This is a genomic window from Vagococcus changpingensis (genome assembly GCF_058211775.1).
In genome coordinates this window covers 180,213-202,778 of record NZ_JBYVZB010000003.1, presented here as the reverse complement: position 1 = coordinate 202,778, position 22,566 = coordinate 180,213, and the positions used below count along the sequence as shown (strand labels likewise).

22 protein-coding genes, 1 other RNA gene and 1 pseudogene are annotated in these 22,566 nt (G+C 34.7%); 20 read left to right on the top strand and 4 right to left on the bottom strand.

The genetic code is table 11. The features are described from left to right. The first annotated feature begins 33 nt into the window (after nt 1–33). The 5 genes from rpoC to AC37UB_RS07455 all read left to right on the top strand — a co-directional run bounded on the left by rpoC (nt 34) and on the right by AC37UB_RS07455 (nt 6,168). Nucleotides 34–3,684, top strand: a complete 3,651-nt coding sequence (gene rpoC, locus AC37UB_RS07475; protein WP_256463825.1) for a DNA-directed RNA polymerase subunit beta' — start codon at nt 34–36, stop codon at nt 3,682–3,684. Nucleotides 3,685–3,792: 108 nt separating this feature from the next. After that, entirely contained in the window at nt 3,793–4,539 is a 747-nt protein-coding gene (locus AC37UB_RS07470) for a hypothetical protein (protein WP_117973356.1), read from the top strand. A gap of 10 nt (nt 4,540–4,549) precedes the next feature. Continuing rightward, complete coding sequence (locus tag AC37UB_RS07465; protein ID WP_117973355.1) at nt 4,550–4,771, top strand: DUF2829 domain-containing protein; 222 nt, start codon at nt 4,550–4,552, stop codon at nt 4,769–4,771. Beyond that, nucleotides 4,771–5,520 carry a 3-oxoacyl-ACP reductase gene (locus tag AC37UB_RS07460; protein WP_117973354.1) on the top strand — a complete coding sequence of 250 codons (750 nt, stop codon included), beginning with the start codon at nt 4,771–4,773 and terminating at the stop codon, nt 5,518–5,520. The genes AC37UB_RS07465 and AC37UB_RS07460 overlap by 1 nt, the downstream gene beginning before the upstream one ends. 135 nt (nt 5,521–5,655) lie before the next feature. Further along, complete coding sequence (locus AC37UB_RS07455) at nt 5,656–6,168, top strand: QueT transporter family protein (RefSeq protein WP_490685538.1); 513 nt, start codon at nt 5,656–5,658, stop codon at nt 6,166–6,168. A 45-nt stretch (nt 6,169–6,213) separates the two neighbouring features. Here AC37UB_RS07455 and AC37UB_RS07450 read toward each other — a convergent pair whose 3' ends face one another. Then, nucleotides 6,214–8,028, bottom strand: coding sequence for a M3 family oligoendopeptidase (locus tag AC37UB_RS07450; protein WP_490685537.1), 1,815 nt, complete (start codon nt 8,026–8,028; stop codon nt 6,214–6,216). 96 nt (nt 8,029–8,124) lie between these two features. On the opposite strand from AC37UB_RS07450, the gene AC37UB_RS07445 reads away from it, so the two are divergent. The 11 genes and pseudogenes from AC37UB_RS07445 (at nt 8,125) to AC37UB_RS07395 (ending at nt 15,564) form a co-directional block, all read left to right on the top strand. Continuing rightward, nucleotides 8,125–8,628 carry a VanZ family protein gene (locus AC37UB_RS07445; protein ID WP_117973351.1) on the top strand — a complete coding sequence of 168 codons (504 nt, stop codon included), beginning with the start codon at nt 8,125–8,127 and terminating at the stop codon, nt 8,626–8,628. Nucleotides 8,629–8,706: 78 nt separating this feature from the next. Then, nucleotides 8,707–9,429 (top strand): YebC/PmpR family DNA-binding transcriptional regulator, encoded by a 723-nt coding sequence (locus AC37UB_RS07440; RefSeq protein WP_117973350.1) that lies wholly within the window; start codon nt 8,707–8,709, stop codon nt 9,427–9,429. Nucleotides 9,430–9,535: 106 nt separating this feature from the next. Continuing rightward, nucleotides 9,536–10,486, top strand: coding sequence for a competence type IV pilus ATPase ComGA (gene comGA, locus AC37UB_RS07435; RefSeq protein WP_242093800.1), 951 nt, complete (start codon nt 9,536–9,538; stop codon nt 10,484–10,486). After that, nucleotides 10,407–11,489 (top strand): competence type IV pilus assembly protein ComGB, encoded by a 1,083-nt coding sequence (gene comGB / locus AC37UB_RS07430; RefSeq protein WP_158559446.1) that lies wholly within the window; start codon nt 10,407–10,409, stop codon nt 11,487–11,489. Before comGA ends, comGB begins: the two co-directional genes overlap by 80 nt. Nucleotides 11,490–11,539: 50 nt before the next feature. Further along, the gene (gene comGC / locus AC37UB_RS07425; RefSeq protein ID WP_117973437.1) at nt 11,540–11,785 is read left to right on the top strand and encodes a competence type IV pilus major pilin ComGC; all 246 of its coding nucleotides are present in this window, start codon (nt 11,540–11,542) and stop codon (nt 11,783–11,785) included. Continuing rightward, entirely contained in the window at nt 11,778–12,221 is a 444-nt protein-coding gene (locus tag AC37UB_RS07420; RefSeq protein WP_117973347.1) for a type II secretion system protein, read from the top strand. The genes comGC and AC37UB_RS07420 overlap by 8 nt, the downstream gene beginning before the upstream one ends. Next, the gene (locus AC37UB_RS07415; RefSeq protein WP_242093797.1) at nt 12,205–12,513 is read left to right on the top strand and encodes a hypothetical protein; all 309 of its coding nucleotides are present in this window, start codon (nt 12,205–12,207) and stop codon (nt 12,511–12,513) included. Before AC37UB_RS07420 ends, AC37UB_RS07415 begins: the two co-directional genes overlap by 17 nt. An 8-nt stretch (nt 12,514–12,521) precedes the next feature. Next, a pseudogene (locus AC37UB_RS07410) lies at nt 12,522–12,920 on the top strand (competence type IV pilus minor pilin ComGF); the annotation flags it as partial. Further along, entirely contained in the window at nt 12,898–13,227 is a 330-nt protein-coding gene (locus AC37UB_RS07405) for a hypothetical protein (RefSeq protein WP_117973344.1), read from the top strand. The pseudogene AC37UB_RS07410 and the gene AC37UB_RS07405, both read left to right, overlap by 23 nt. 124 nt (nt 13,228–13,351) lie before the next feature. After that, nucleotides 13,352–14,365 (top strand): class I SAM-dependent methyltransferase, encoded by a 1,014-nt coding sequence (locus tag AC37UB_RS07400; protein ID WP_370448238.1) that lies wholly within the window; start codon nt 13,352–13,354, stop codon nt 14,363–14,365. A gap of 14 nt (nt 14,366–14,379) precedes the next feature. Further along, on the top strand, nt 14,380–15,564 hold the full coding sequence (locus AC37UB_RS07395) for an acetate/propionate family kinase (protein WP_117973343.1): 1,185 nt from the start codon (nt 14,380–14,382) through the stop codon (nt 15,562–15,564). Nucleotides 15,565–15,627: 63 nt separating this feature from the next. Here AC37UB_RS07395 and AC37UB_RS07390 read toward each other — a convergent pair whose 3' ends face one another. The 3 genes from AC37UB_RS07390 to AC37UB_RS07380 all read right to left on the bottom strand — a co-directional run bounded on the left by AC37UB_RS07390 (nt 15,628) and on the right by AC37UB_RS07380 (nt 17,917). Then, a complete protein-coding gene (locus AC37UB_RS07390; protein WP_117973342.1) occupies nt 15,628–16,089 on the bottom strand; it encodes a universal stress protein in 462 nt (153 codons plus the stop codon). Between the two features lie 318 nt (nt 16,090–16,407). Continuing rightward, nucleotides 16,408–16,597: non-coding RNA, 6S RNA (gene ssrS / locus AC37UB_RS07385), on the bottom strand. Nucleotides 16,598–16,636: 39 nt separating this feature from the next. Continuing rightward, nucleotides 16,637–17,917 carry a replication-associated recombination protein A gene (locus tag AC37UB_RS07380; protein ID WP_490685536.1) on the bottom strand — a complete coding sequence of 427 codons (1,281 nt, stop codon included), beginning with the start codon at nt 17,915–17,917 and terminating at the stop codon, nt 16,637–16,639. 112 nt (nt 17,918–18,029) lie between these two features. Here AC37UB_RS07380 and AC37UB_RS07375 point away from each other — a divergent pair, with 112 nt between their 5' ends. The 4 genes from AC37UB_RS07375 (at nt 18,030) to AC37UB_RS07360 (ending at nt 22,559) form a co-directional block, all read left to right on the top strand. Beyond that, a complete protein-coding gene (locus tag AC37UB_RS07375) occupies nt 18,030–18,503 on the top strand; it encodes a DUF3013 family protein (RefSeq protein WP_117973339.1) in 474 nt (157 codons plus the stop codon). Between the two features lie 15 nt (nt 18,504–18,518). Next, nucleotides 18,519–19,466, top strand: a complete 948-nt coding sequence (gene prmA, locus AC37UB_RS07370; protein WP_490685535.1) for a 50S ribosomal protein L11 methyltransferase — start codon at nt 18,519–18,521, stop codon at nt 19,464–19,466. A 2-nt stretch (nt 19,467–19,468) separates the two neighbouring features. Next, the gene (locus AC37UB_RS07365) at nt 19,469–20,224 is read left to right on the top strand and encodes a 16S rRNA (uracil(1498)-N(3))-methyltransferase (protein WP_490685534.1); all 756 of its coding nucleotides are present in this window, start codon (nt 19,469–19,471) and stop codon (nt 20,222–20,224) included. 118 nt (nt 20,225–20,342) lie between these two features. Continuing rightward, a complete protein-coding gene (locus tag AC37UB_RS07360; protein WP_241699475.1) occupies nt 20,343–22,559 on the top strand; it encodes a RelA/SpoT family protein in 2,217 nt (738 codons plus the stop codon). The last annotated feature ends 7 nt before the right edge of the window (nt 22,560–22,566 follow it).

The window sequence follows — 22,566 nt, the reverse complement described above, 5'->3', positions numbered from 1 at the left end:
ATTCTGACAGACAAAGAAACGGAGGGACATCTTTTGATCGATGTAAATAAATTTGAAAGTATGCAAATTGGACTAGCTTCTTCTGAAAAAATTAGAAGCTGGTCATATGGTGAAGTGAAAAAACCAGAGACAATAAACTACCGTACTTTAAAACCAGAACGTGATGGTCTTTTCTGCGAGCGTATTTTCGGTCCTACTAAGGACTGGGAATGTGCTTGTGGTAAATATAAACGTATCCGTTATAAGGGAATCGTTTGTGACCGCTGTGGGGTTGAGGTAACACGTTCTAAAGTTCGTCGTGAACGTATGGGTCATATCGAACTTGCAGCTCCAGTAACACATATTTGGTATTTTAAAGGGATTCCTAGTCGTATGGGTCTTGTATTAGATATGAGTCCTAGAGCGCTAGAAGAAATCATTTATTTTGCTTCTTATGTGGTAACAGATCCAGGTGACACTAACTTAGAATTAAAACAACTCCTAACTGAACGTGAATACCGTGAAAAACGTCAGCAATATGGCCAAGCATTTAAAGCTGGTATGGGTGCTGAAGCAATCAAGCGTTTATTAGAACAAGTTGATTTAGAAAAAGAAGTCGCTGAATTAAAAGAAGAATTGAAAAAAGCGTCTGGACAAAAAAGAACGCGTGCTATTCGTCGTTTAGATATCTTAGAAGCATTCCGTACATCAGGAAATGATCCTGACTGGATGGTAATGGATGTTGTACCAATTATCCCGCCAGATTTACGCCCGATGGTTCAATTAGAAGGTGGACGTTTTGCAACAAGTGATTTGAACGACTTATACCGTCGTGTCATTAATCGTAATAACCGTTTGAAACGTTTATTAGACTTAAATGCACCAGGAATTATCGTTCAAAATGAAAAACGTATGCTTCAAGAAGCGGTAGATGCGTTGATCGATAATGGTCGTCGAGGCCGTCCAGTTACTGGACCAGGTAACCGTCCACTTAAATCGTTATCTCATATGTTGAAAGGGAAACAAGGTCGTTTCCGTCAAAACTTATTAGGTAAACGTGTTGACTACTCAGGCCGTTCAGTTATCGTTGTTGGACCTTTCTTAAAAATGTATCAATGTGGGTTGCCAAAAGAAATGGCAATTGAATTATTCAAACCATTTGTGATGCATGAATTAGTTAAGCGTGAAATTGCAAGCAACATAAAAAATGCAAAACGCCAAATCGAACGTCAAGAAGATGCTGTTTGGGATGTATTAGAAGATGTGATTAAAGAACATCCTGTATTACTTAACCGAGCACCGACGCTACATAGACTTGGTATCCAAGCTTTTGAGCCAGTTTTAGTTGAAGGACGCGCAATTCGTCTTCACCCATTAGTATGTGAGGCTTACAATGCCGATTTCGATGGGGACCAAATGGCGGTTCACGTTCCATTAAATGAAGAAGCTCAAGCTGAAGCACGTATGTTAATGCTTGCTGCTCAAAATATCCTTAATCCAAAAGATGGTAAACCAGTTGTTACACCATCTCAAGATATGGTCCTTGGTAACTACTACTTAACAATGGAAGAGTCAGGACAAATTGGTGAAGGAATGATTTTCCGTGATTTAGACGAAGTTGTTTTAGCATGGAGAAATGGTTGTGTCCACTTACATACTCGTATTGGTTTACAAACAAGCTCAATGCCTGAGAAACCATTTACAGAGTGGCAGCGTGAACGTATTTTAACAACAACTGTTGGTAAAGCAATCTTTAATGAGATTATGCCTCCAGAATTCCCTTACTTAAATGAACCAACTGATTATAACTTGACAGTTCAAACACCTGATAAATACTTTGTTGAAGCTGGATCAGACATTCCTGCATTCATCAAAGAACAACCAGAAGTTGGACCATTCAAGAAGAAAAATCTTGGTAATATTATCGCTGAAGTCTTCAAACGTTTCAAAATTACTGAAACATCTAAAATGTTAGATAGAATGAAAGACTTAGGTTACAAACATTCTACTTATGCAGGTATGACTGTAGGGATTGCCGATATCGTTGTTTTACATGAAAAACAAGCAATGATTGAAGAAGCACATGACCAAGTAGAAAAAGTAACAAAACAATTCCGTCGTGGTTTAATCACAGATGACGAGCGTTATGAACGAGTTATTGGTATTTGGAATGCAACAAAAGATGCTATTCAAGCAAAATTAATGGAAAGTTTAGATGCACGTAACCCAATCTTCATGATGAGTGATTCTGGGGCCCGTGGTAACATCTCCAACTTTACTCAGTTAGCTGGTATGCGTGGACTTATGGCCGCTCCTAATGGTCGTATCATGGAGTTACCTATCGTATCTAACTTCCGTGAAGGGTTAACCGTCTTAGAAATGTTTATCTCGACTCACGGTGCTCGTAAAGGTATGACCGATACAGCCCTTAAGACAGCCGATTCAGGTTACTTAACTCGTCGTTTAGTTGATGTGGCTCAAGATGTCATCATTCGTGAAACTGACTGTGGAACTGACCGTGGTTTAGATATTTCGGTGATGAAAGAAGGAAACGAAGTCATTGAGACTCTTGAAGAGCGTATGTTAGGTCGTTATACACGTAAATCAGTGATTCATCCTGAAACAAAAGAAGTGATTGTTGGTGCGAATGAAATCATTACAGAAGACATTGCAAAACAAATAGTTGATGCAGGTATTGAACAAATTACGATTCGTTCAGTCTTCACATGTAATACAAAACATGGTGTATGTAAACATTGTTATGGCCGTAACTTAGCGACTGGTTCTGAAGTTGAAGTTGGAGAAGCAGTTGGTACCATTGCTGCCCAATCAATCGGTGAGCCTGGTACTCAGTTAACCATGCGTACATTCCATACGGGTGGGGTTGCCGGAGACGATATTACTCAAGGTTTACCTCGTATCCAAGAGATTTTTGAAGCACGTAATCCTAAAGGACAAGCTGTTATCTCTGAAGTAGCTGGTGAAGTCATCGAAATTACAGAAGATCAAGCGGATCGTACAAAAGAAGTGATAGTAAAAGGTACAACAGATACAAGAACATATTCTGTGCCTTATACTTCTCGTATGAAAGTTGCTGAAGGTGATATTATTGACCGTGGTACTCCATTAACAGAAGGATCAATTGATCCAAAACAATTATTAACAGTTAAAGATGTATTAGCTGTTGAAAATTATCTGCTTAAAGAAGTACAAAAAGTTTATCGTATGCAAGGGGTAGAAATCGGAGATAAACACGTTGAGGTTATGGTTCGTCAAATGTTACGTAAAGTAAGAGTTATGGATCCAGGTGATTCAGATATCTTACCAGGCACACTAGTTGATATTAGTGAATTTAAAGACCGCAACTACAACACACTTGTTTCTGGTGGAACACCTGCAACTGGCCGTCCAGTCTTGTTAGGTATCACTAAGGCCTCACTTGAAACAAACAGTTTCTTATCTGCTGCATCATTCCAGGAAACAACTCGTGTCTTGACAGATGCTGCAATTAGAGGTAAAAAAGACCACTTACTTGGATTGAAAGAAAATGTTATCATTGGTAAAATCATTCCAGCTGGTACTGGTATGGCGAAATACCGTAACATGGAACCAAAAGAAGTGGGTGTAGCAAGTGAAAATGTGTATAGTATCAGTGATATTGAAGCACAAATGGCTGCTGCAGAAGCGTTAAAAAATCAAGAATAAATTCTATCACTAGCATAAGTCTATTTGACTTATGCTAGTTTTTTTATCGAGTCGGTTATCATTTCGTGTTAAACTTAGTCTATCAAAATAAAAAATGAGGCGAGTATGATGAAAAAATGGGTAGCATTATTGTTATTATCTTTAGTGTTGGTTGGTTGTAGTCAAAACTCAAATAATGACGAGACGGAAATTAGTCAAACTAGTTCTAGTGAAGAAGCTAGTCAATCAACAACAAAACAAAGTTCAACGACAGAAATATCTGAACAGAGTTCAACTACATCTGAAGAGACAAACCAAAATGGTTCTGGTGAAACAACTCTATCAAAAGAGATGTTTTATCAAACTGGCGTGTTACAAAACATAAATCAGCAATTTTTAAATTGGGCAAGTGATAGAGCGAAGGTGGGCGGTATGGCTGTTACATCTGAGTTTTTTGATCACGGAGCAGCAGGTCGAGGAGATTGGTTTGCTGTAACACCAGATGGACTAGCTATGGCACAAGATCTGGAAAATCCTGGCTATGATTTTTTCCCGCTTCATGTCGTAGGTGGTGTAACATTTTATTATTCGACTAATGGTATTCTTGGAGCCACAAATGAGCGTCAACAAAGTTCATTTGCAGCTGGATTTAGTGAAGTAGCTGATACCACTAAACCAATTGTTAAGTATATTCTATGTGATAATGGTATGATTTATGAGTTAAAAAGTAATGTATCATTATCAACTGGTTTTAATGAAGCAAGCGATGAAGGAACTATTCCAAGAAGCCAAATTAATGTAAAAGAGTTTAGTTATTCAGAAGATGTGGATGCAATCAGTGAATTACAACGTATAATATCAATAGTAAATAAATAAGGAGAACAACATGACATTTGAAAAAATACTACCAGAATTAAAAACAGGAAAAAAAGTGATTAGAAAAGGTTGGGGCGGTTTTGAGTTATATGTCACACTTGTGTCAGGAAAAACATATGATGACTGTCCCGTGACTGATTATTTTTTAATTAAAACAAGTGATGAAGGTTTTTCAAGTTTTGCGCCAACTGTGTGCGATATCTTAGCAGATGATTGGGAGATAGTAGATTAATGAATTCTATTAATTATACAGAGTTTAAAGGAAAAGTAGTCTTTGTCACAGGAGTGGCATCTGGTATAGGTAAAGAACAAGCTCGTTTATTTTTAGAACAAGGAGCATATGTGTTTGGCTTTGATAAAGAAGAAATAGAAAAACAATACTCAAAATATTTTACTTTTTTTAAAGGTGATGTCACTAAAAAAGATGATTTGGAGCAAGCAGTTAGTGAGTGCCTAGCCAAGTATCCCAAAATAGATATATTATTAAATACTGCTGGTAAATTGGATGAGTTTAAGCCATTGAATGAAACATCTGAGGAACTATGGGATAATATTTATGAAACGAACGTGAAAAGTTATTTTCGACTGACTAAATTAATATTACCAATGATGTTAGAACAACAAGGTGGTACGATTATCAATATGGCGTCTATCGCTGGGTTAATTGGTGGTGGTGGTGGAGTTAGTTACACCATGTCAAAACATGCTATCGTTGGATTTACAAAACAATTGGCTTTAGATTATGCTGAACAAGGGATTCATGTGGTTGGGGTTGCACCAGGAGCAATCAAAACGCCAATGAATGCAGCTGATTTTTCAGGGGATGGACACATGGCTAAATGGGTAGCAGATGAAACACCTTGTAAACGGTGGGCATCTCCTGAAGAAGTGGCTCAGTTAACCCTTTTTTTAGCAAGTCAAGCATCATCTTATATACAAGGAAGTATAGTTCCAATTGATGGTGGATGGATGACACAATAGGATTGTTTTTTTGTAGAAAAAGTGTATCCTATTAATTAGCGGGTTTTCGCACTACAACACTTCGTTGGGAAATATTTCTCACATCCTTTGGTTGTAGTTATTAGCAAGGTAATTCCTTGTAAAGGAGAAATGTAAATGGAAAATAAAAAAGAACAATCTGCTGTGGCGTCTTGGACAACACAAGATACAGCAAAAATGGCCATTGTGGCAGGATTGTATGTTGTAGTGACGTTAGTGTTATCGGTCATTAGTTTTGGTGCGATCCAGTTAAGATTATCTGAAATGTTTAATTATTTGTCACTTTATAACAAACGCTATATAGTTGCTGTGACATTAGGTGTGGCGATAGCCAATGCTTTTTCACCATTAGGAATTATTGATGTATTGGTTGGAAGTATTAGTACGTTTCTAGTATTGGTCATCAATTATGCCATCACGAAACGTATCAACAATATGAAAATAAAAATGGTTGTAACAGCTATGACGTTTGCGATATCTATGTTTACTGTTGCAGGACAACTCACAGTATTATATAATTTACCATTTTTCTATAACTGGCTAATTATTGGCTTAGGAGAACTATTTTCGATGATAGTTGGTGGGGTTATGATATACTGGATGAGTAAAAAAATTGATTTTACTAAATAAACAAACCTCTATGATTGATATTGCTCAATCATAGAGGTTTTTAATTTATTTAACGTAGTCTTCTGTTAATTCTAAGAAAGTATTAACGTCTTGAATCATCATATCAATTCCAGCTTGCCAGAATTCACTTGATGTTAAGTCAACACCTAAATGTTTTTTGGCTAATTCTTCAGTTGTCATTGACGCTGTATCACGTAATAAAGCGATATAGTCATCTTCAAATGATGTTCCTTGTTTTTGAGCGAAGGCATAAATACCTAAGCTGAACAGGTAACCAAATGTGTATGGGAAGTTGTAGAATGGCACATCATCAATATAGAAGTGCAGTTTACTTGCCCAGAAATGTGGATGATAAGAATTCAATGAATCACAGTAGCTTTCTTTTTGAGCAGCGACCATTAAATCAGTGATTTCTGTATCTGTTAAGACTTTTTCTTTTCGTTCAGTATAGAAATTATTTTCAAAAATGAAACGTGCGTGAATGTTCATAAACATCGCTGTGGCGTTTTGCATTTTAATATCAAGTAAATTGATTTTTTCTTCGGTTGATTTAGCTTGTTTAAGCGTTGCGTCAGCGACAATCAGTTCGGCAAAAGTACTAGCTGTTTCGGCTACGTTCATGGCGTAATCTTGACTAACGGATGGTAAATCCCACATCACGTGTGAATGGAAAGCATGTCCTAATTCATGAGCTAATGTAGAGACTTCGTTGATTGATTCACCGTATGTCATGAAGATACGAGATTCTTCATTTTCTGGTAATCCAGTACAATAACCACCTGGACGTTTACCTGGTCTATCTTCTGCTTCAATCCAACTTTTTTCAAAGGCCATTTTAGCAAAGTCAGCCATTTTAGGACTAAATTTATTGAAATTTTCAATAATAAAATCAGCTGCTTCATTGAATGTGTAACGTTTTTCTTCAAACTCACCTAAAATAACAGGTGCATCTTGATCTTGCCAATCCATTTTTTCTTTACCAAATAATTGTGCTTTACGAGTTAAGAAATCAACGAATGGTTGTTTGTTTGCAGCGATTGTTCCCCACATAGCATCCAATGTTTCTTTTTTCATACGGTTATACTCTAATGGAATTTGCAAATGATCAGTGATACCATGTAGTTTGTTATTTGTTAATCGGAATCCGTCTAAATGATTTAAGGTATCTGCAAAAAGTGGTGCATAATTTGCCCAAGTTGTTTCCCATGTATCAAACAAACGTTGTCTAACATCTTTATCAGCGTCCCCCATCATGCGGTTAAAAGCTTGACCTGCTGAAAGATACGTTGTTTTACCATCTTCTTCAAATGGAAATTGGATGTTTGCTACAATTGTGTCGTAGTGAGAGCTCCAAGCATTGAATCCATCTGTTGATAATTGGTTAATAACTGACTCTTCATTTTCACTTAATAAGCGTTTGCTTTGTTCACGAGCTTCTGTTAAATTAAAAGCCACGCCTTGTTTTTTTGCAAAGTCAGAATGAAGAAGTGTGTTCCAAGTATCAGTTGAAAGGTTAGTTAGTTTCTTATTAAATAAGACATTAGCGTTTTTAAAACCAGTCAATTTAGTCAATAAACCAGCTAATACACTACCAGCTTTTTTATTGTTTACATCTGCAGATTGAATGGCATTGACAAAACTAATTGTTTGCCCAAATCCTTTAGATAGTTTTTCTTGAACAGTCATGATTGCCTCAAATGTTTGAAAATCAGGCGCATCTGTTTCTGGATTCCAGTCTGTGACAAGTGATTGGTATTCTGTAATCTCGTCATCTAGTAATAATAGGCGTTGTTCTAATTCTTTTGAGTCAATACCTCCGTTAAAAATTGAATCTAAATCCCATGTTATTGAATATGTCATTTTATCTGACTCCTTTCATTATGGTTATATTATACCCTATACTATTAAAAAACAATGATAAAAAAGCAAAAAAATCTAAGATTGGAGAAGTTCATTATGAAAAGTAAATTAAGTCAACCTAAAGTGTATACTGCAATCGCGATTGTGATTATGATTATTTTATTTTATAGTTCATCAAAAACCTATACAGAGCAAAGTTCTGTTCCGCTACTTCAAAAGTGGTTGCAAAGTGAGCCATTTGCATCAAAACTTCAAGGAATAATGTTTAATTATGGTGACAGTGAAGTCAGTATTCGAGCAATGGGTTATTTTAAATTTGTTGAATTTTTTATCCGAAAAGCCGCTCATTTTTTTACATTTTTTATTCTAGGGGGAAGTTTGTTTTTAGTGTTACATTCTAAATTAAAGCAATCAATTTGGAGTTTGTTTTTTGCGTGGTTTAGTGCGACAGGTTATGCAGCAATGGATGAGTTTCATCAAATGTTAACAGGTGATAGAACGCCGTTGTTTCAAGATGTGATGCTTGATAGCATGGGAGCATTAACAGCTTGTGTGATGTTAGTAATTTATTTTGAATTTGGTCGCAAACAGTCAAAATAGGTGAGGTCTCTTTTTTAATCAACTTATGATAAAATGGTATTATATGTTTAATATTATGCTAGAAAGCGGGGAATTGAAATGGCAGGACATTCAAAATGGAATAACATTAAGAATAGAAAAGGAGCACAGGATGCTAAACGGGGTAAAGTGTTTCAAAAATTATCACGTGAAATCTATATGGCAGCAAAAAGTGGTGGTCCAGATCCGTCTTCTAACCCTTCGCTGAGATTAGTGTTAGATAAAGCAAGAACTGCGAATATGCCAAATGATAATATTCAACGTGCAATCAAAAAGGCAACAAGTGCTGGTGAAGGTGAAAATTATGATGAAGTAGTTTATGAAGGTTATGGCCCAGCAGGTGTGGCCATTTTAGTTCATGCTTTAACAGATAATCGTAACCGAACGTCAACTAACGTACGTGTTGCATTTAATAAAAATGGTGGTTCTCTAGGGGAATCTGGTTCTGTCTCTTATATGTTTGATCGAAAAGGCTACATTGTGATTGAAAGAGAAGGACTAGATGTAGATGAAGACACTATGATGCTAAGTGTGCTAGAAGCTGGTGGTGATGATATAGAAGTATCAGAGGAAGTATTTGAAATTTATACTGATCCAAGTGCATTCACAGCAGTACGAGATGAATTAGAAAAAGAGTATACGTTAGCACAAGCAGAATTAACTATGGTGCCACAAACACTTGTTGCATTGAGTGAATCAGATAAAGAAACATTAGAGAAGATTGTTGATATTTTAGAAGATGATGATGATGTTTCAGAGGTATTCACATCTGCAGACATGTAGCAATAAAGCAAAAAACAACTAGAAAAAATTCTGGTTGTTTTTTTTTTGGTTTTTTCAGAGTATTTTTTTAAAAAAGCAAATATTAAAGATGAGAAAGGAAAAAAATATGAAAAAACTAGCTAAAAAATTATTGGAAGTTGGTTATAAAAACCAAGTGAGTGATTTGTATATTCTCCCTAAAACTTCATCAATGTATGACGTATCATTTCGGAAGCATCATGATATGACAAGTTATGATTTATTATCTTATAAAACAGCTGAACAATTAATTTTATATTTTAAATATCTTGCAGGAATGGATATTGCCGAAAAGCGTAAAGTTCAGATGGGTGGAACGACTATTAAAGTTAAAAAAGAAACCTTTCGGATTCGATTATCTGTTGTAGGTGATTTCTTGAATCGTGAAACACTTGTGATTCGTTTTTTATACCCGATGTCGAGTAAAAGTCTTCAGTTTGTTGATAATAATCAAATTGAAAAAATAAAAAAACAAATTACACGCAATGGCTTATTCTTATTTTCTGGTCCTACAGGTTCGGGAAAATCAACTACGATGCATTTATTGATGCAATACTTAATTCATCAGGAAAAAAAACATATTATCACGATAGAGGATCCAGTGGAAATAGAGGATACAGATTGTCTCCAATTTCAAGTCAATGAAAAAATCGGTTTAACGTATCAGGAGCTGATTAAGGTATGTTTACGACATCGACCAGATTGCTTGATGATAGGAGAAATAAGAGATACAGAAACAGCACAAATGGCTATGAGAGCAGCTTTAACGGGACATTTAGTCTTTTCAACTATACATGCTAAAAACAGGAAAGGAGTTGAGGAAAGATTAATCGAATTAGGGATTCCTAGAGAAGAAATGAATCAAAGTGTACAAGGAATTGTCTATCAAGAGATGTTACCGTTAACATCAGGAAAAAATTATGGAGTGTTATATGACATGTTTTATAAAGAAGGAGAAGATGAGTGGGAAAAAAGTTTACAAAAAGCCTATTATGAAAAGAAAATCACACAAAAAACTTATCAAATCTATAAAAATTAAACCGTATAATCATCAAGAAAAATATGAGTTTATCTATCTATTAGGTAATTTGTTAGAAAATGGGTTTAGTTTGGAACAAAGTATTCAATTCATGAAGACTATTTCTTTCAAACAAGGGAAACAATTGAATTATATTGAAAGAAAACTACTAAAAGGTGAGTCTTTAGCGAAGTGTTTACTGGGAGTAGGTTTTTCAAAAGAACAGTTAGCGCCAATTAAATTCTCAGAAGTTCATGGGGATTTAGTTGGAACATTAAAGAGAATGTCTTCACAAATGAAAGAACGACAAAAGCAGCGAAAAGAAATGATAAAAGTATTAAGCTATCCTATTTTGTTATTAATCTTTTTAATAGGGATAATTATTGGAATGAAGTGGGTGATATTGCCGCAGCTTTCAGAACTATCACAAGATCCTGCGACACCATCGATGTTTAGTTTGATTGATAAGGGATTGAAATATGGCCTATTTTTCATTAGTACTTTGATATTATCTGGGTATTTAGTAGTAAACCAGTTAAATCGATATTCGCAAATAAAGAAACTGATGCTTTATGCTCGATTACCTGTTATTGGAAAACTTTTAACCAGTTACTATACATCATTGTTTGCAACTGAATGGGGGAACTTATTATCACAAGGAATGGAATTTAAAGAGGTTGTATTGGTTATGCAACAAAAAGGGTATTCACAATTAATGCAAGAGATGTCAAAAGAAATAAAAATAAAATTGGAACAAGGTATTTTTATTGATGAACCGATTAGCCAATGGCGTTTTTTGAAACCAGAACTGACGTGGCTTATTAGACAAGGTGAAATTCATGGGAGACTTGGACAAGAATTAACCATTTTTGGCGAACGAGAGTGGGAGAATTTTATGACAGAATGTGAGAAAAAGATTCAATTGCTTCAACCAATAACTTTTTTAATCATTGCCATATTAATTGTGTCCGTTTATGGCTCATTATTATTGCCAATATATAATGGAATGGGGGATTTTTATTGAAACTATTACAGAAACTAAAAAAGAAGAATGATGGATTTACGTTACTGGAAATGTTGATCGTATTACTAGTTATTGCTGTATTAATTATTTTATTTGTACCAAATCTTTCTAAACAACAAGCTAGTATTAATAAACAAGGTGATGATGCTTTAAGTAAAGTCATTCAAACGCAAACAGAAATGTATTATTTAGATAATAATGAAAGACCAAAAGACTTAAATGAGTTAGTACAAGGTGGGTATATTTCAAAAGACCAAAAAGATAAGGCAGAAAAAATAGGCATTAAAGTTGAGTAATGATGGGTTTACTTTATGGGAATGCCTATGTGTGTTGCTTATTATCAGTATTTTTGGATTACTACCAATTATCAAAATAGAAAAGTGGAAAGAACAAAAGACGATTGCTTCACAATTAATAATGTTTGAAAGACTATATGAAAAAAGTCAGCATAGTGCAGTGATAGAAAAGGAAAGTAGTAAAATATTTGCAGATAAAGATTCACAGAGAATCATATTTAATTACACATTAAAAGGCCAAAAGAAGGAAGAGTTTCTTTACATAGAGAAACCATTACTCATTATGAGAGAAAGTTCTCTTGAGTTACAAGCTGGAACAGCAAGTCCTAGTAAATTGGAAACGTTCACTTTTTTTGATCAATCAACACAAACAAAGATTGACTATATTGTTCAATTAGGAAGTAGTAAGGTGTTTAAATATGTGGAAAGGCAATGATGGCTTTTTATTATTCGAGAGTTTGTTAGCTTTATTTATATTAACAGTTGGTATTTTGTTTATGATACAAATAATATTATTTGTAAGGCAACAAGAAAATCAAAATCAATTATATTTAGAGTTAGCGATTTTTGCTAAAGAATGGGAATATATAGAAACTAAAATTGATGAACAAGGATTACAAGAGAAAGCAGTTAGACAAAAGATTCAATTAATAGAAAGTAGTGAGGACTCTTTTATTATAGAAAAAGAAGGAACAATTTTAGAGATAATGATTTTAGATGCGAATTAAATGATGGCTTTACTTTGTTAGAGTGTTTAATAGCATTAAGTCTTCTGGTGGGTTTGTTATTGTTTTTAATGCCGTTTATTAAACAAATAAATCAATTATGGGCTTATCAAGAAAATGCTTCATATTTAGAAATACATATTGGTAAGAGACAGTTAGAGCATGAAATTGAGTCTTTAACGTTGTTAGAAGTAAAACCAACTGAATTAGTTTATAAAAAAGCAGTGGATGGAAAAGCAGATGAACGGATTATTTTTGATATGTATGAGGACAAGTTACGAAAAAAACCAGGATTTCAGCCTATTATAGTTGGTTTGAAATCAGCAACATTTGTCGAACTTGATTCTTTAATTGAGATGACACTGATTACATTACAGGGGGAGCGATATGTTTACTTTCTTAAAAAATAAAGAAGGAAGTATTGCTCTTCCTTTTTTAGCAGTCCTTTTATTATTTACAATAACGACATTATATTTTATCGATGATTATCAACATAAACAATTTGTTATAAAACAAGCAACAGATGCTTATTTAGCAGATATTCTAGAAGAAAAATATCGAAATTACGCTTTAGAAATGGAAGATAATACATCAAAAATAATTGAATATAATATTGGAACAGTGCAACTTGAAAAAAGTAAGTATGGTGCGTATGTTACTATTTTTATTGATTTAAATACAGGTTTTAAACGACAGGTTTTTGTAAAGATTAAGTAAAGGTTATCAAAACTTCCAAAAAACCCTATCATTTTCAGTTTTAATACCTTGAAATATCCAAGTGCTTTCGATAGAATAGGAAAGTAAGGGATTTGTGAATTAAGACAAGGAAGAGGTGACACAATTGTCTCAAACGAATGTGGAGATGGGCTTTAAAAATATGCATGAATCTGTGAAATTGCTTCAGCAAGAACTGGATACATCTTTTTTTGATGCTTATGTCGAAAACGGAGAGAATTTATTGGATGGTGGTAGCGTTCGTGTTATTGATAATGTTCCAAATCAAGTAGCAGTTAAACAGCTTGAAGCGTATTATCAAGAGTTATTAGGCATGACGTTGTCAACTGAAGAAAAGAGAAAAATCACTCAGTTAACATTACTTAGTGGATTAAAAGTGGAACCACTTCAAGCAAATCATCAACTAACACCAGATGGTATTGGCTTTTTATTTGTTTATATGATTGAACAATTGATGAAAGATAAGCAAGACGATATGGTTGTTGGGGACTTGTCTGTTGGTATGGGTAATCTACTTTATACAATTTTAAGCAATTTAAGCGTAGCCGGTTATACTAATATTAAAGGAATTGGTGTTGATATCGATGAGTTATTATTAGAAGTAGCTGCTGTGAATAAAAATTGGTTAGGATTAGAAGCAGAGTTATTTCATCAAGATTCTTTAGAGCCATTGCTTATGGAACCATTAGATGTAGCAGTTGCTGATTTACCGATTGGGTATTACCCAAAAGATGATGTAGCAAAAGACTTCATGACATCTTTTGCTACTGAACACAGTTATGCACATCATTTATTAATGGAACAGAGTATGAAGTATGTGAAAGAGGACGGCTTTGGCCTATTCTTAGTGCCAAATAATTTCCTAGAAACTGAACAAGCTGATTCTCTTAAAAAATGGTTAGTTGAAGAAGTTTATCTGCAAGGTATATTACAGTTACCAAAAACTCTTTTTAGTCAAAAAAGTTTAGGAAAATCGATTGTACTTGTCCAAAACAAAGGAAATAAAGCTAAGCAAGCCCAAGAGGTATTACTAGCAGAGTTACCATCTTTAAAGGAAAATAAAAGTGTATTAAACTTTGTCAATCAGTTTCGTCAATGGTGCGAATCGAATATAAAATAGAGGAGAAAATAAACATGTCAAAAACAATCGCAATTAATGCTGGAAGTTCAAGTTTAAAATGGCAATTATATACAATGCCGGAAGAAACAGTTATCGCTAAAGGAATTGTGGAAAGAATTGGATTAAATGATTCAATTTTTACGATTAAATATGGTGAAGATAAAAAATATGAAGTGATTAAAGATATTGAAGATCATGAAATTGCTATTAATATGTTATTAGAACAATTAACTGAATTAAATATTATTGACTCATTTGAAGAAATTACCGGTGCAGGACATCGTATTGTAGCAGGTGGAGAGCACTTTAAACAGTCAGCAATTATTGATGATGAAGCTCTTGCTTTAGTAGATGATTTAGCAGAGTTTGCTCCATTGCACAATCCAGCAGAAGCAAAGGTTATTCGTGTATTCCAAAAATTATTACCAAACACATTAAATGTTGGAGTATTCGATACATCATTCCATACAACAATGCCTAAAGTAAACTATTTATATAGCATTCCAACAGAATACTATGAAAAATATGGAGCTAGAAAATATGGTGCCCATGGAACTAGTCACCGTTATGTAGCAGAACGTGCGGCAGATATGTTAGGCAAACCAATTGAAGAAACAAAAATTATTACCTGTCATTTAGGCAACGGTGCATCTATTACAGCAGTTGATGGTGGTAAATCAATTGATACATCAATGGGATTCACTCCACTAGCTGGTGTAACAATGGGAACTCGTTCAGGTGATATTGATGCGTCTTTATTACAATATTTAATGGGTAAATTAAACATTACTGATATTAAAGAAATGGTTGAGATTTTAAACAAAAAATCTGGTTTATTAGGTTTATCAGGTATTTCAAGTGACATGCGTGACTTACAACAATCTGAAACAGAAGAAGCTAAAGTAGCGATTGAAATTTTTGAAGACCGTATCCGTAAATATATTGGTAGTTATGTTGCAACAATGAATGGTGTTGACGCTATTGTCTTCACAGCAGGTATTGGTGAAAATGCTATCGAAATTCGTAAAAATATTATTGACGGCTTAAGTGTTTTCGGCTGTGAAATCGATGCTGATAAAAATAATATTCGTGGGGAAGAACGTGTTATTTCGACAGATGATTCTAAAGTTAAAGTATTTTTAATTCCAACGGATGAAGAATTAATGATTGCTAGAGATGTTGAAGCGTTAAAAAAATAAATTAATTAAACAAAAAAGCTGGGATCCTAAAGTAGGTGATCCCAGCTTTTTTGTTTAATTAATTTATTTTATTGTTTTATTATCCATATCTGTACGAACAACTAAAACGTCACTTTTGGCATGTATAGAGACGTAACTTGATACAGAGCCAAGTAAAATTCTCTCCATAGCATTTAACCCAGTCGCTCCTAGCATAATTAAGTCGATTCCTAATTCTTTTGGTAAATCTTCTGATAGGACGATTTTGGGCACACCGATGCGAATCACTGTTTCCACTTTGTCAAAATTATGCTCATGAGCATACTCAATATATTGTTTTAAGGCTTCATCAGCCTCTTTTTTAGCATTTGTTGCAAGTGTCTCGTCATAAGATGAAACAGTCTCAAATGCGCGCATATCAACAATATGAGCGATATAAAGGGTGGCATCGTTTCGTTTGGCTACATGCACTGCTTTTTTTAGTGCACGTTCTGATTCTTTTGATCCATCCATTGCGACCAATATTTTTTTGTATTCTTTTTGCATGATAATCCATACTCCCCTTAGTGAATGTTTTGAGATAATATTACACTAAATACAGCCGATACGCAAAGTACAATAATGATGAAAACTAAGCTAGTTAACTTTGTTGCAAAAAATAATCCAATAATTATGCCAATAATTGCTAATAAAAGAAGTGATATTGAAAATTTTTTTAATATTGGTTGATTTTTTTCTGTAAAGACAACTAACAAAGCCTTTTGTTTTTTTGATAAAAAATAACTGATTATACATAAAATAAAAGCAAAAATTATAAGGATAAATTTATACAACGTATCACAACCTTTTCATTTTAAACGCAAAAAAATATCCGTCGATGCCGTTTTGTATCCCTGATGGTTGAACCCGCTAAAAAATGCAGGTGGGAATCGCTGTAAATATCTCAAACTACCAAATGAAAAGGCCTGTTTTTAATAAATACTCGTTGATTCCCAAAGTAAAACGATTTGTTCGGTCAACACTAATGGGGATACTGCGTACATCACAGATATTATAGTTATATAATATCACAGGAAATTAGATTCTTCAATTGTTAGGGCTGACGTTTCTTTTGTGAAGTTAGCCATTCCCATTGTTTTCCTAAAGCCATTTCGTATTTCCCTGTTTGAACAGGTTCGTAGTAAGTGGCATATTTTATTTTATCTGGTAAGTATTGTTGTTTAACCCAATGATTATCAAAACTGTGTGGGTATTTGTAATCAACACCTCGATTTAGTTTTTCAGCACCTTTGTAGTGTGAGTCTTTCAAATGATCAGGCACGTCTCCTGTATTTCCTTGTCTGATGTCACTTAATGCGTTATCAATGGCGACAATACTTGAATTTGATTTTGGTGATAAACACAAATCAATCACAGCATTAGCAAGTGGAATACGAGCTTCAGGAAACCCTAATTTTTCAGCTGCTTGAACAGCAGACACAGTCCTTGCACAAGCTCCTGGATTAGCTAGACCAATGTCTTCGTACGCAATCACCATAAGTCGTCTACAAATCGACATCATATCCCCAGCTTCGACTAGTCTTGCCATATAGTGTAAGGCAGCATCCACATCACTTCCACGAATACTTTTTTGAAAGGCGGAAATCACATTATAATGAGCATCTCCATCTTTATCATGCGTGAGAGATTTTCGTTGCACACATTCTTCTATCACTTCTAATGTAATAACTATTTTTCCTTTATCATTAGATTTAGTAGATTTTACAGCAAGTTCCAAACCGTTTAGCGCACTTCTTAAATCACCATTTGTTGCACGTGTTAAATGTGTCATGGCTTCATCAGTCACTGTCACATCCAAATCACCTAAACCATTTTGACTGTCTGTTAAGGCTCGTTCAATCGCTTGTTTGATATCCTCTTCATTGAGAGGTTTGACTTCAAAAATTTGTGTTCGACTTCGAATAGCTGGATTAATTGAAATATAGGGATTTTCAGTTGTCGCACCAATTAAAATAACCCGACCATTTTCTAGATGAGTCAATAAAAAATCTTGTTTTGGTTTATCAAGTCGATGAACTTCATCTAGTAACAAGATAAGTGTTCCACTCATTTTGGCTTCTTCTACAACAATTTGTAAATCCTTTTTACTATCGGTTGCAGCATTTAGCATACGAAAAGCATAGTGAGTTGAGCCCGCAATCGCACTAGCAATACTTGTTTTTCCAGTTCCAGGTGGGCCATATAAAATCATAGAAGATAATTGTTTAGCATCAACCATGCGGCGAATGATTTTTCCTTCACCAACTAAATGGGTTTGGCCAACAACCTCATCAATTGTTTTTGGTCTCATACGATAAGCGAGAGGTTTATTCATCTGTCTTCCCCCTTTAATAAACTCATTATAACATAGGTTTAGTATTGGCAAATGCTACCAACTTTTGTATGATAGGAGAGACAATACAAAGAAAGTGTAAGTGTGTGAAAAAATGAAAGACAATATGTTAACAGAATTAGAAAAACAACTTGAAAAAGTCTTAGAAGAATTTGACTTTGCTATTGATTGGGATGTCAGACAACACCGAATTGAAGTATCTATCGTATTATTTGCTGAAAACAAATTAAATGATGTCATTGAAGATGAAGAAGGAACACAATCTGAAGAAGAAGTGATTGAATTTGAAGACAGCTTAGTATTATATGCTGATGATAAAGAAGTACCTGATGAGTTAGAGTATTTAGCTATGATTCCATTTAATCGTAAAAAAGGGATGACAAAAGGAGATATCACAGCGTTAGCAAACTATTTGGCAGAAGTGTTAGTGAATGGACAAGATGATTTACTAGACTTTTTAAATGATGAAACCATTGAAACATTTGAATTAGTGTGGAATGATGAGGCATTTGAAGAGATGAAAAAAAATAATGACGAGACAGCTATGGTAGCTTATCCAAAGTATTAAAAGGGAGATTAGACAATGAAGTGGAATCAATTATCTGTTATTACTTCCAGTGAGGCAGTAGAAGCAGTATCAAGTATTTTAATGGAAGCAGGAGCTAATGGTGTTGCGATAGAAGACGCGATGGACTTAGTAAATTTTGAGAGTGACCCTTTTGGTGTGATTCTAGATAAGGAGACGTTTTCTCATCGAAAAGAAGGGGCAGAAGTGATTGCTTATTTCCCAGAAACGTTATTTTTACCAGAAATTATTCCTAGTATTCAACCAAAAGTAGAAGAACTAGCTTCTTTTGGGTTAGATATTGGTGAATATAGCATCACAGCTTCTGAAGTAGAAGAAAGTGATTGGGCGACTGCTTGGAAAAAATATTATCATCCAGTAAATATTAGTCGTTATTTAACGATCGTCCCTGAGTGGCAAGAGTATACACCAAACAATCCTGATGAACATATCATTTATCTTGATCCAGGGATGGCATTTGGAACAGGAACACACCCAACCACACGTTTGACGTTACAAGCGCTTGAAGTGACTCTTCGGGGGGGAGAAATGATATTAGATGTGGGGACAGGATCTGGCGTATTAAGTATTGCGAGTAAGTTTCTAGGAGCAAAAGATGTGTTTGCTTATGATTTAGATGAGGTTGCGGTTAATTCTGCAAAAGAAAATATGGCATTAAATCCTATTGCAAAAGACGTACATGTTTCGGCTAATGACTTATTAAATGGTGTTGATAAAAAAGCGGATGTCATTGTGGCAAATATTTTGGCTGACATTATTGTGCTGATGTTAAAAGATGCGCATCGTTGCCTGAAAGATGACGGAACACTGATTATTTCAGGAATTATTGAAGACAAGGTACCAATGATTTTAGAAGAATTAGAAAAAGAAAAGTTTATTGTGGATCAATTATTTAAACAAAAAGATTGGTATGCCATCATTGTTAAAAAACAATTGGAGGATTAAACATGCAACGTTATTTTTTGCCATATGATTATGAGGGACAAGAAACGTTTGAATTAGTTGGAGATGATTTTCATCATGCGAAACATGTGATGCGTATGACAGTAGATGATGAATGCTTTTTAGTCTTTCAAAACCAAGTGGCCATCAAAGCAATCATTGTGTCTATAGAAGAGTCTACGATTATATTTAGTGAAGTCTCAAAAGAAGAGATGAAAAAAGAGATGCCAGTCAATGTGACAATCGCTTGTGGGTATACTAAAGGCGATAAACTAGAATTAGTCGCACAAAAAGGTACGGAGCTTGGCATGAATGAATTAATCGGTTTTCCTTCAAAAACGTCTGTCGTCAAATGGGATGAGAAAAAACGAATTAAGAAAACGCAACGATTGGAAAAAATCGTAAAAGAAGCGTCTGAACAATCCCATAGACAAGTTGTGCCTGATATCCAACTATATCGTTCTTTTAAAGAGTTATTGGAAAAATCAAAGGGCTTCACTCATTGTTTAGTGGCTTATGAAGAGTCTAGTAAGCAAGGTGAGAAAAGCCAGTTTGCTACCACATTATCGGCTTGTAACCCTGGTGAGTCTTTACTGATTATTTTTGGTCCAGAAGGTGGTTTAACACTAGAAGAGATTAAGATATTAGAAGAGTATGACGTTAAAAGTTGTGCGTTAGGGCCACGTATTTTACGAGCTGAAACAGCACCACTTTACGCGTTATCAGCTATGAGTTATCAATGGGAACTATGTGAAGGATAAACAAATAAAAAAATTACGATAAATTGAAAATAGTGAATTAAGTGCGTTATAATAAGAGTAATAGAATTAAGTTAAAAAGTACTATTGTGGTACTTTTTTTTCATAAGGAGGGGAAAATATGCCAAAAGAAAAAGATTTGACCGCTGAAGAAGTAATAAAAATGGTATCGACTTATATGAACCCTCAGCATGTTGCATTTGTTGAGAAAGCAAGTGATTACGCAAGAGAAGCACATAAAGAACAATTTAGAAAATCAGGGGAGCCATATATTATTCATCCCATCCAAGTAGCAGGGATTTTGGCTGAATTAAACATGGATCCTCATACTGTTGCCACAGGGTTTCTACATGATGTGGTGGAAGACACAGATGTTACGTTAGAAGACTTGGAAAAAGAATTTGGTCCAGACGTTGCCATGCTAGTAGATGGTGTGACAAAACTTGGGAAAATTAAATACAAATCACATGAAGAACAACTCGCTGAAAATCATCGTAAAATGTTATTAGCCATGTCACAAGACTTGCGTGTGATTATGGTGAAACTAGCAGATAGAGTTCATAATATGCGAACACTGAATCATTTAAGAGAAGACAAACAACGACGTATTGCAAAGGAAACCTTGGAAATCTATGCTCCCTTAGCTCATCGATTGGGGATTAGTTTGATTAAGTGGGAGCTTGAAGATCGCTCTCTTCATTATTTGAATCCTCGTCAATATTATCGCATTGTTCACTTGATGAAATCAAAACGTGGTGAACGAGAACAATATGTCGCTCAAGCAGTAGAAGAGATTAGAGAAGCGACAGAAGAGTTGGGAATTTACGGTGAAATTTATGGTCGTCCAAAACATATCTATTCAATTTATTGTAAAATGCATGATAAGAAAAAAGAATTCTCTGAAATTTATGATTTATTAGCTATTCGTGTGATTGTTGATTCAATTAAAGATTGTTATGCTGTTTTAGGCGCAATTCATACAAAGTGGAAACCACTTCCTGGACGATTTAAAGATTATATTGCAGTACCTAAGACAAATATGTACCAATCACTCCATACCACAATTATTGGACCTAATGGTAGTCCAATTGAAATTCAAATTAGAACGCATGAGATGCATCAAATTGCCGAGTTTGGGGTAGCAGCTCATTGGGCGTATAAAGAAGGAAAAACAGAGCAACAAACGGATAATAATGCTAACCAAATTAGTCTACTTCGTGAAATCATTGAGTTACAAGATGAAAATTATGATGCCTCTGAGTTTATGGCTAATGTTAAAGGTGAAATCTTTAGTGATAAAGTATACGTGTTCACACCAAAAGGAGACGTAACGGAATTACCGAAAGGCTCAGGCCCCCTTGATTTTGCTTATAATATCCATACTGAAGTCGGAAATAAGACTACAGGTGCAAAAGTTAATGGTAAGATGGTTCCACTTGATTATAAGCTAAAAAACGGGGACATCATTGAGGTCTTAACTTCTCAAAATTCATTTGGACCTAGTCAAGATTGGGTTAATATGGTGGTGACAAGTAAAGCCAGAAATAAAATCAAACGATTCTTCAAAATTCGTGATAGAGAAGAAAACATTGATAAAGGAAAACATCAACTTGAAAAAATGTTTGAAGACAATGATTTTGTCGCCAAAGATTTTTTAACAAAAGAAAAAGTTGATGATGCATTAGAAAAATTTGCATTCCAGCAATTAGATGATTTGTATGCGGCTGTTGGTTTTGGTGAAATCACCGCACAAGTTGTGTTTAATCGTCTAACAGAAAAAGAACGTAAAGAACGAGGCATTAAAAAGCAACAAGAAGAAAACGAAGAATTAATGAAACAATCTGCACAGAAAAAAGAAGCTAATCGAATGAAAATTCGCCATGAAGGTGGCGTCGTTATTCAGGGTGCGGATAATTTATTAGTCCGAATTAGTCGTTGTTGTAATCCTGTACCAGGTGATGAAATTGTTGGTTACATTACAAAAGGTCGGGGTGTGTCTATTCACCGTAAGGATTGCCCAAATATGAATAGTTCTCCTGAAGTAAAAGAGCGTCAAATTGAAGTTGAGTGGGAAGATACAGCAGCCAATAGTGAAACGGAGTACAATGCTGATTTAGAAATTTACGGCTACAATCGCTCAGGATTATTAAATGATGTGCTACTCGTTGTGAATGCTAATACTAAAAAACTGATGAGTGTGGAAGCAAAGACAGCTAAGAATAAAATGGGTGTCATCCATTTAACAATAAGTATTCGTAATTTGGCTCATCTAGAACAAATTGTTGATAAGATAAAAAATATACCAGACGTTCATAGCGTGAAGCGAACAAAAGGGTAGGTGAGAA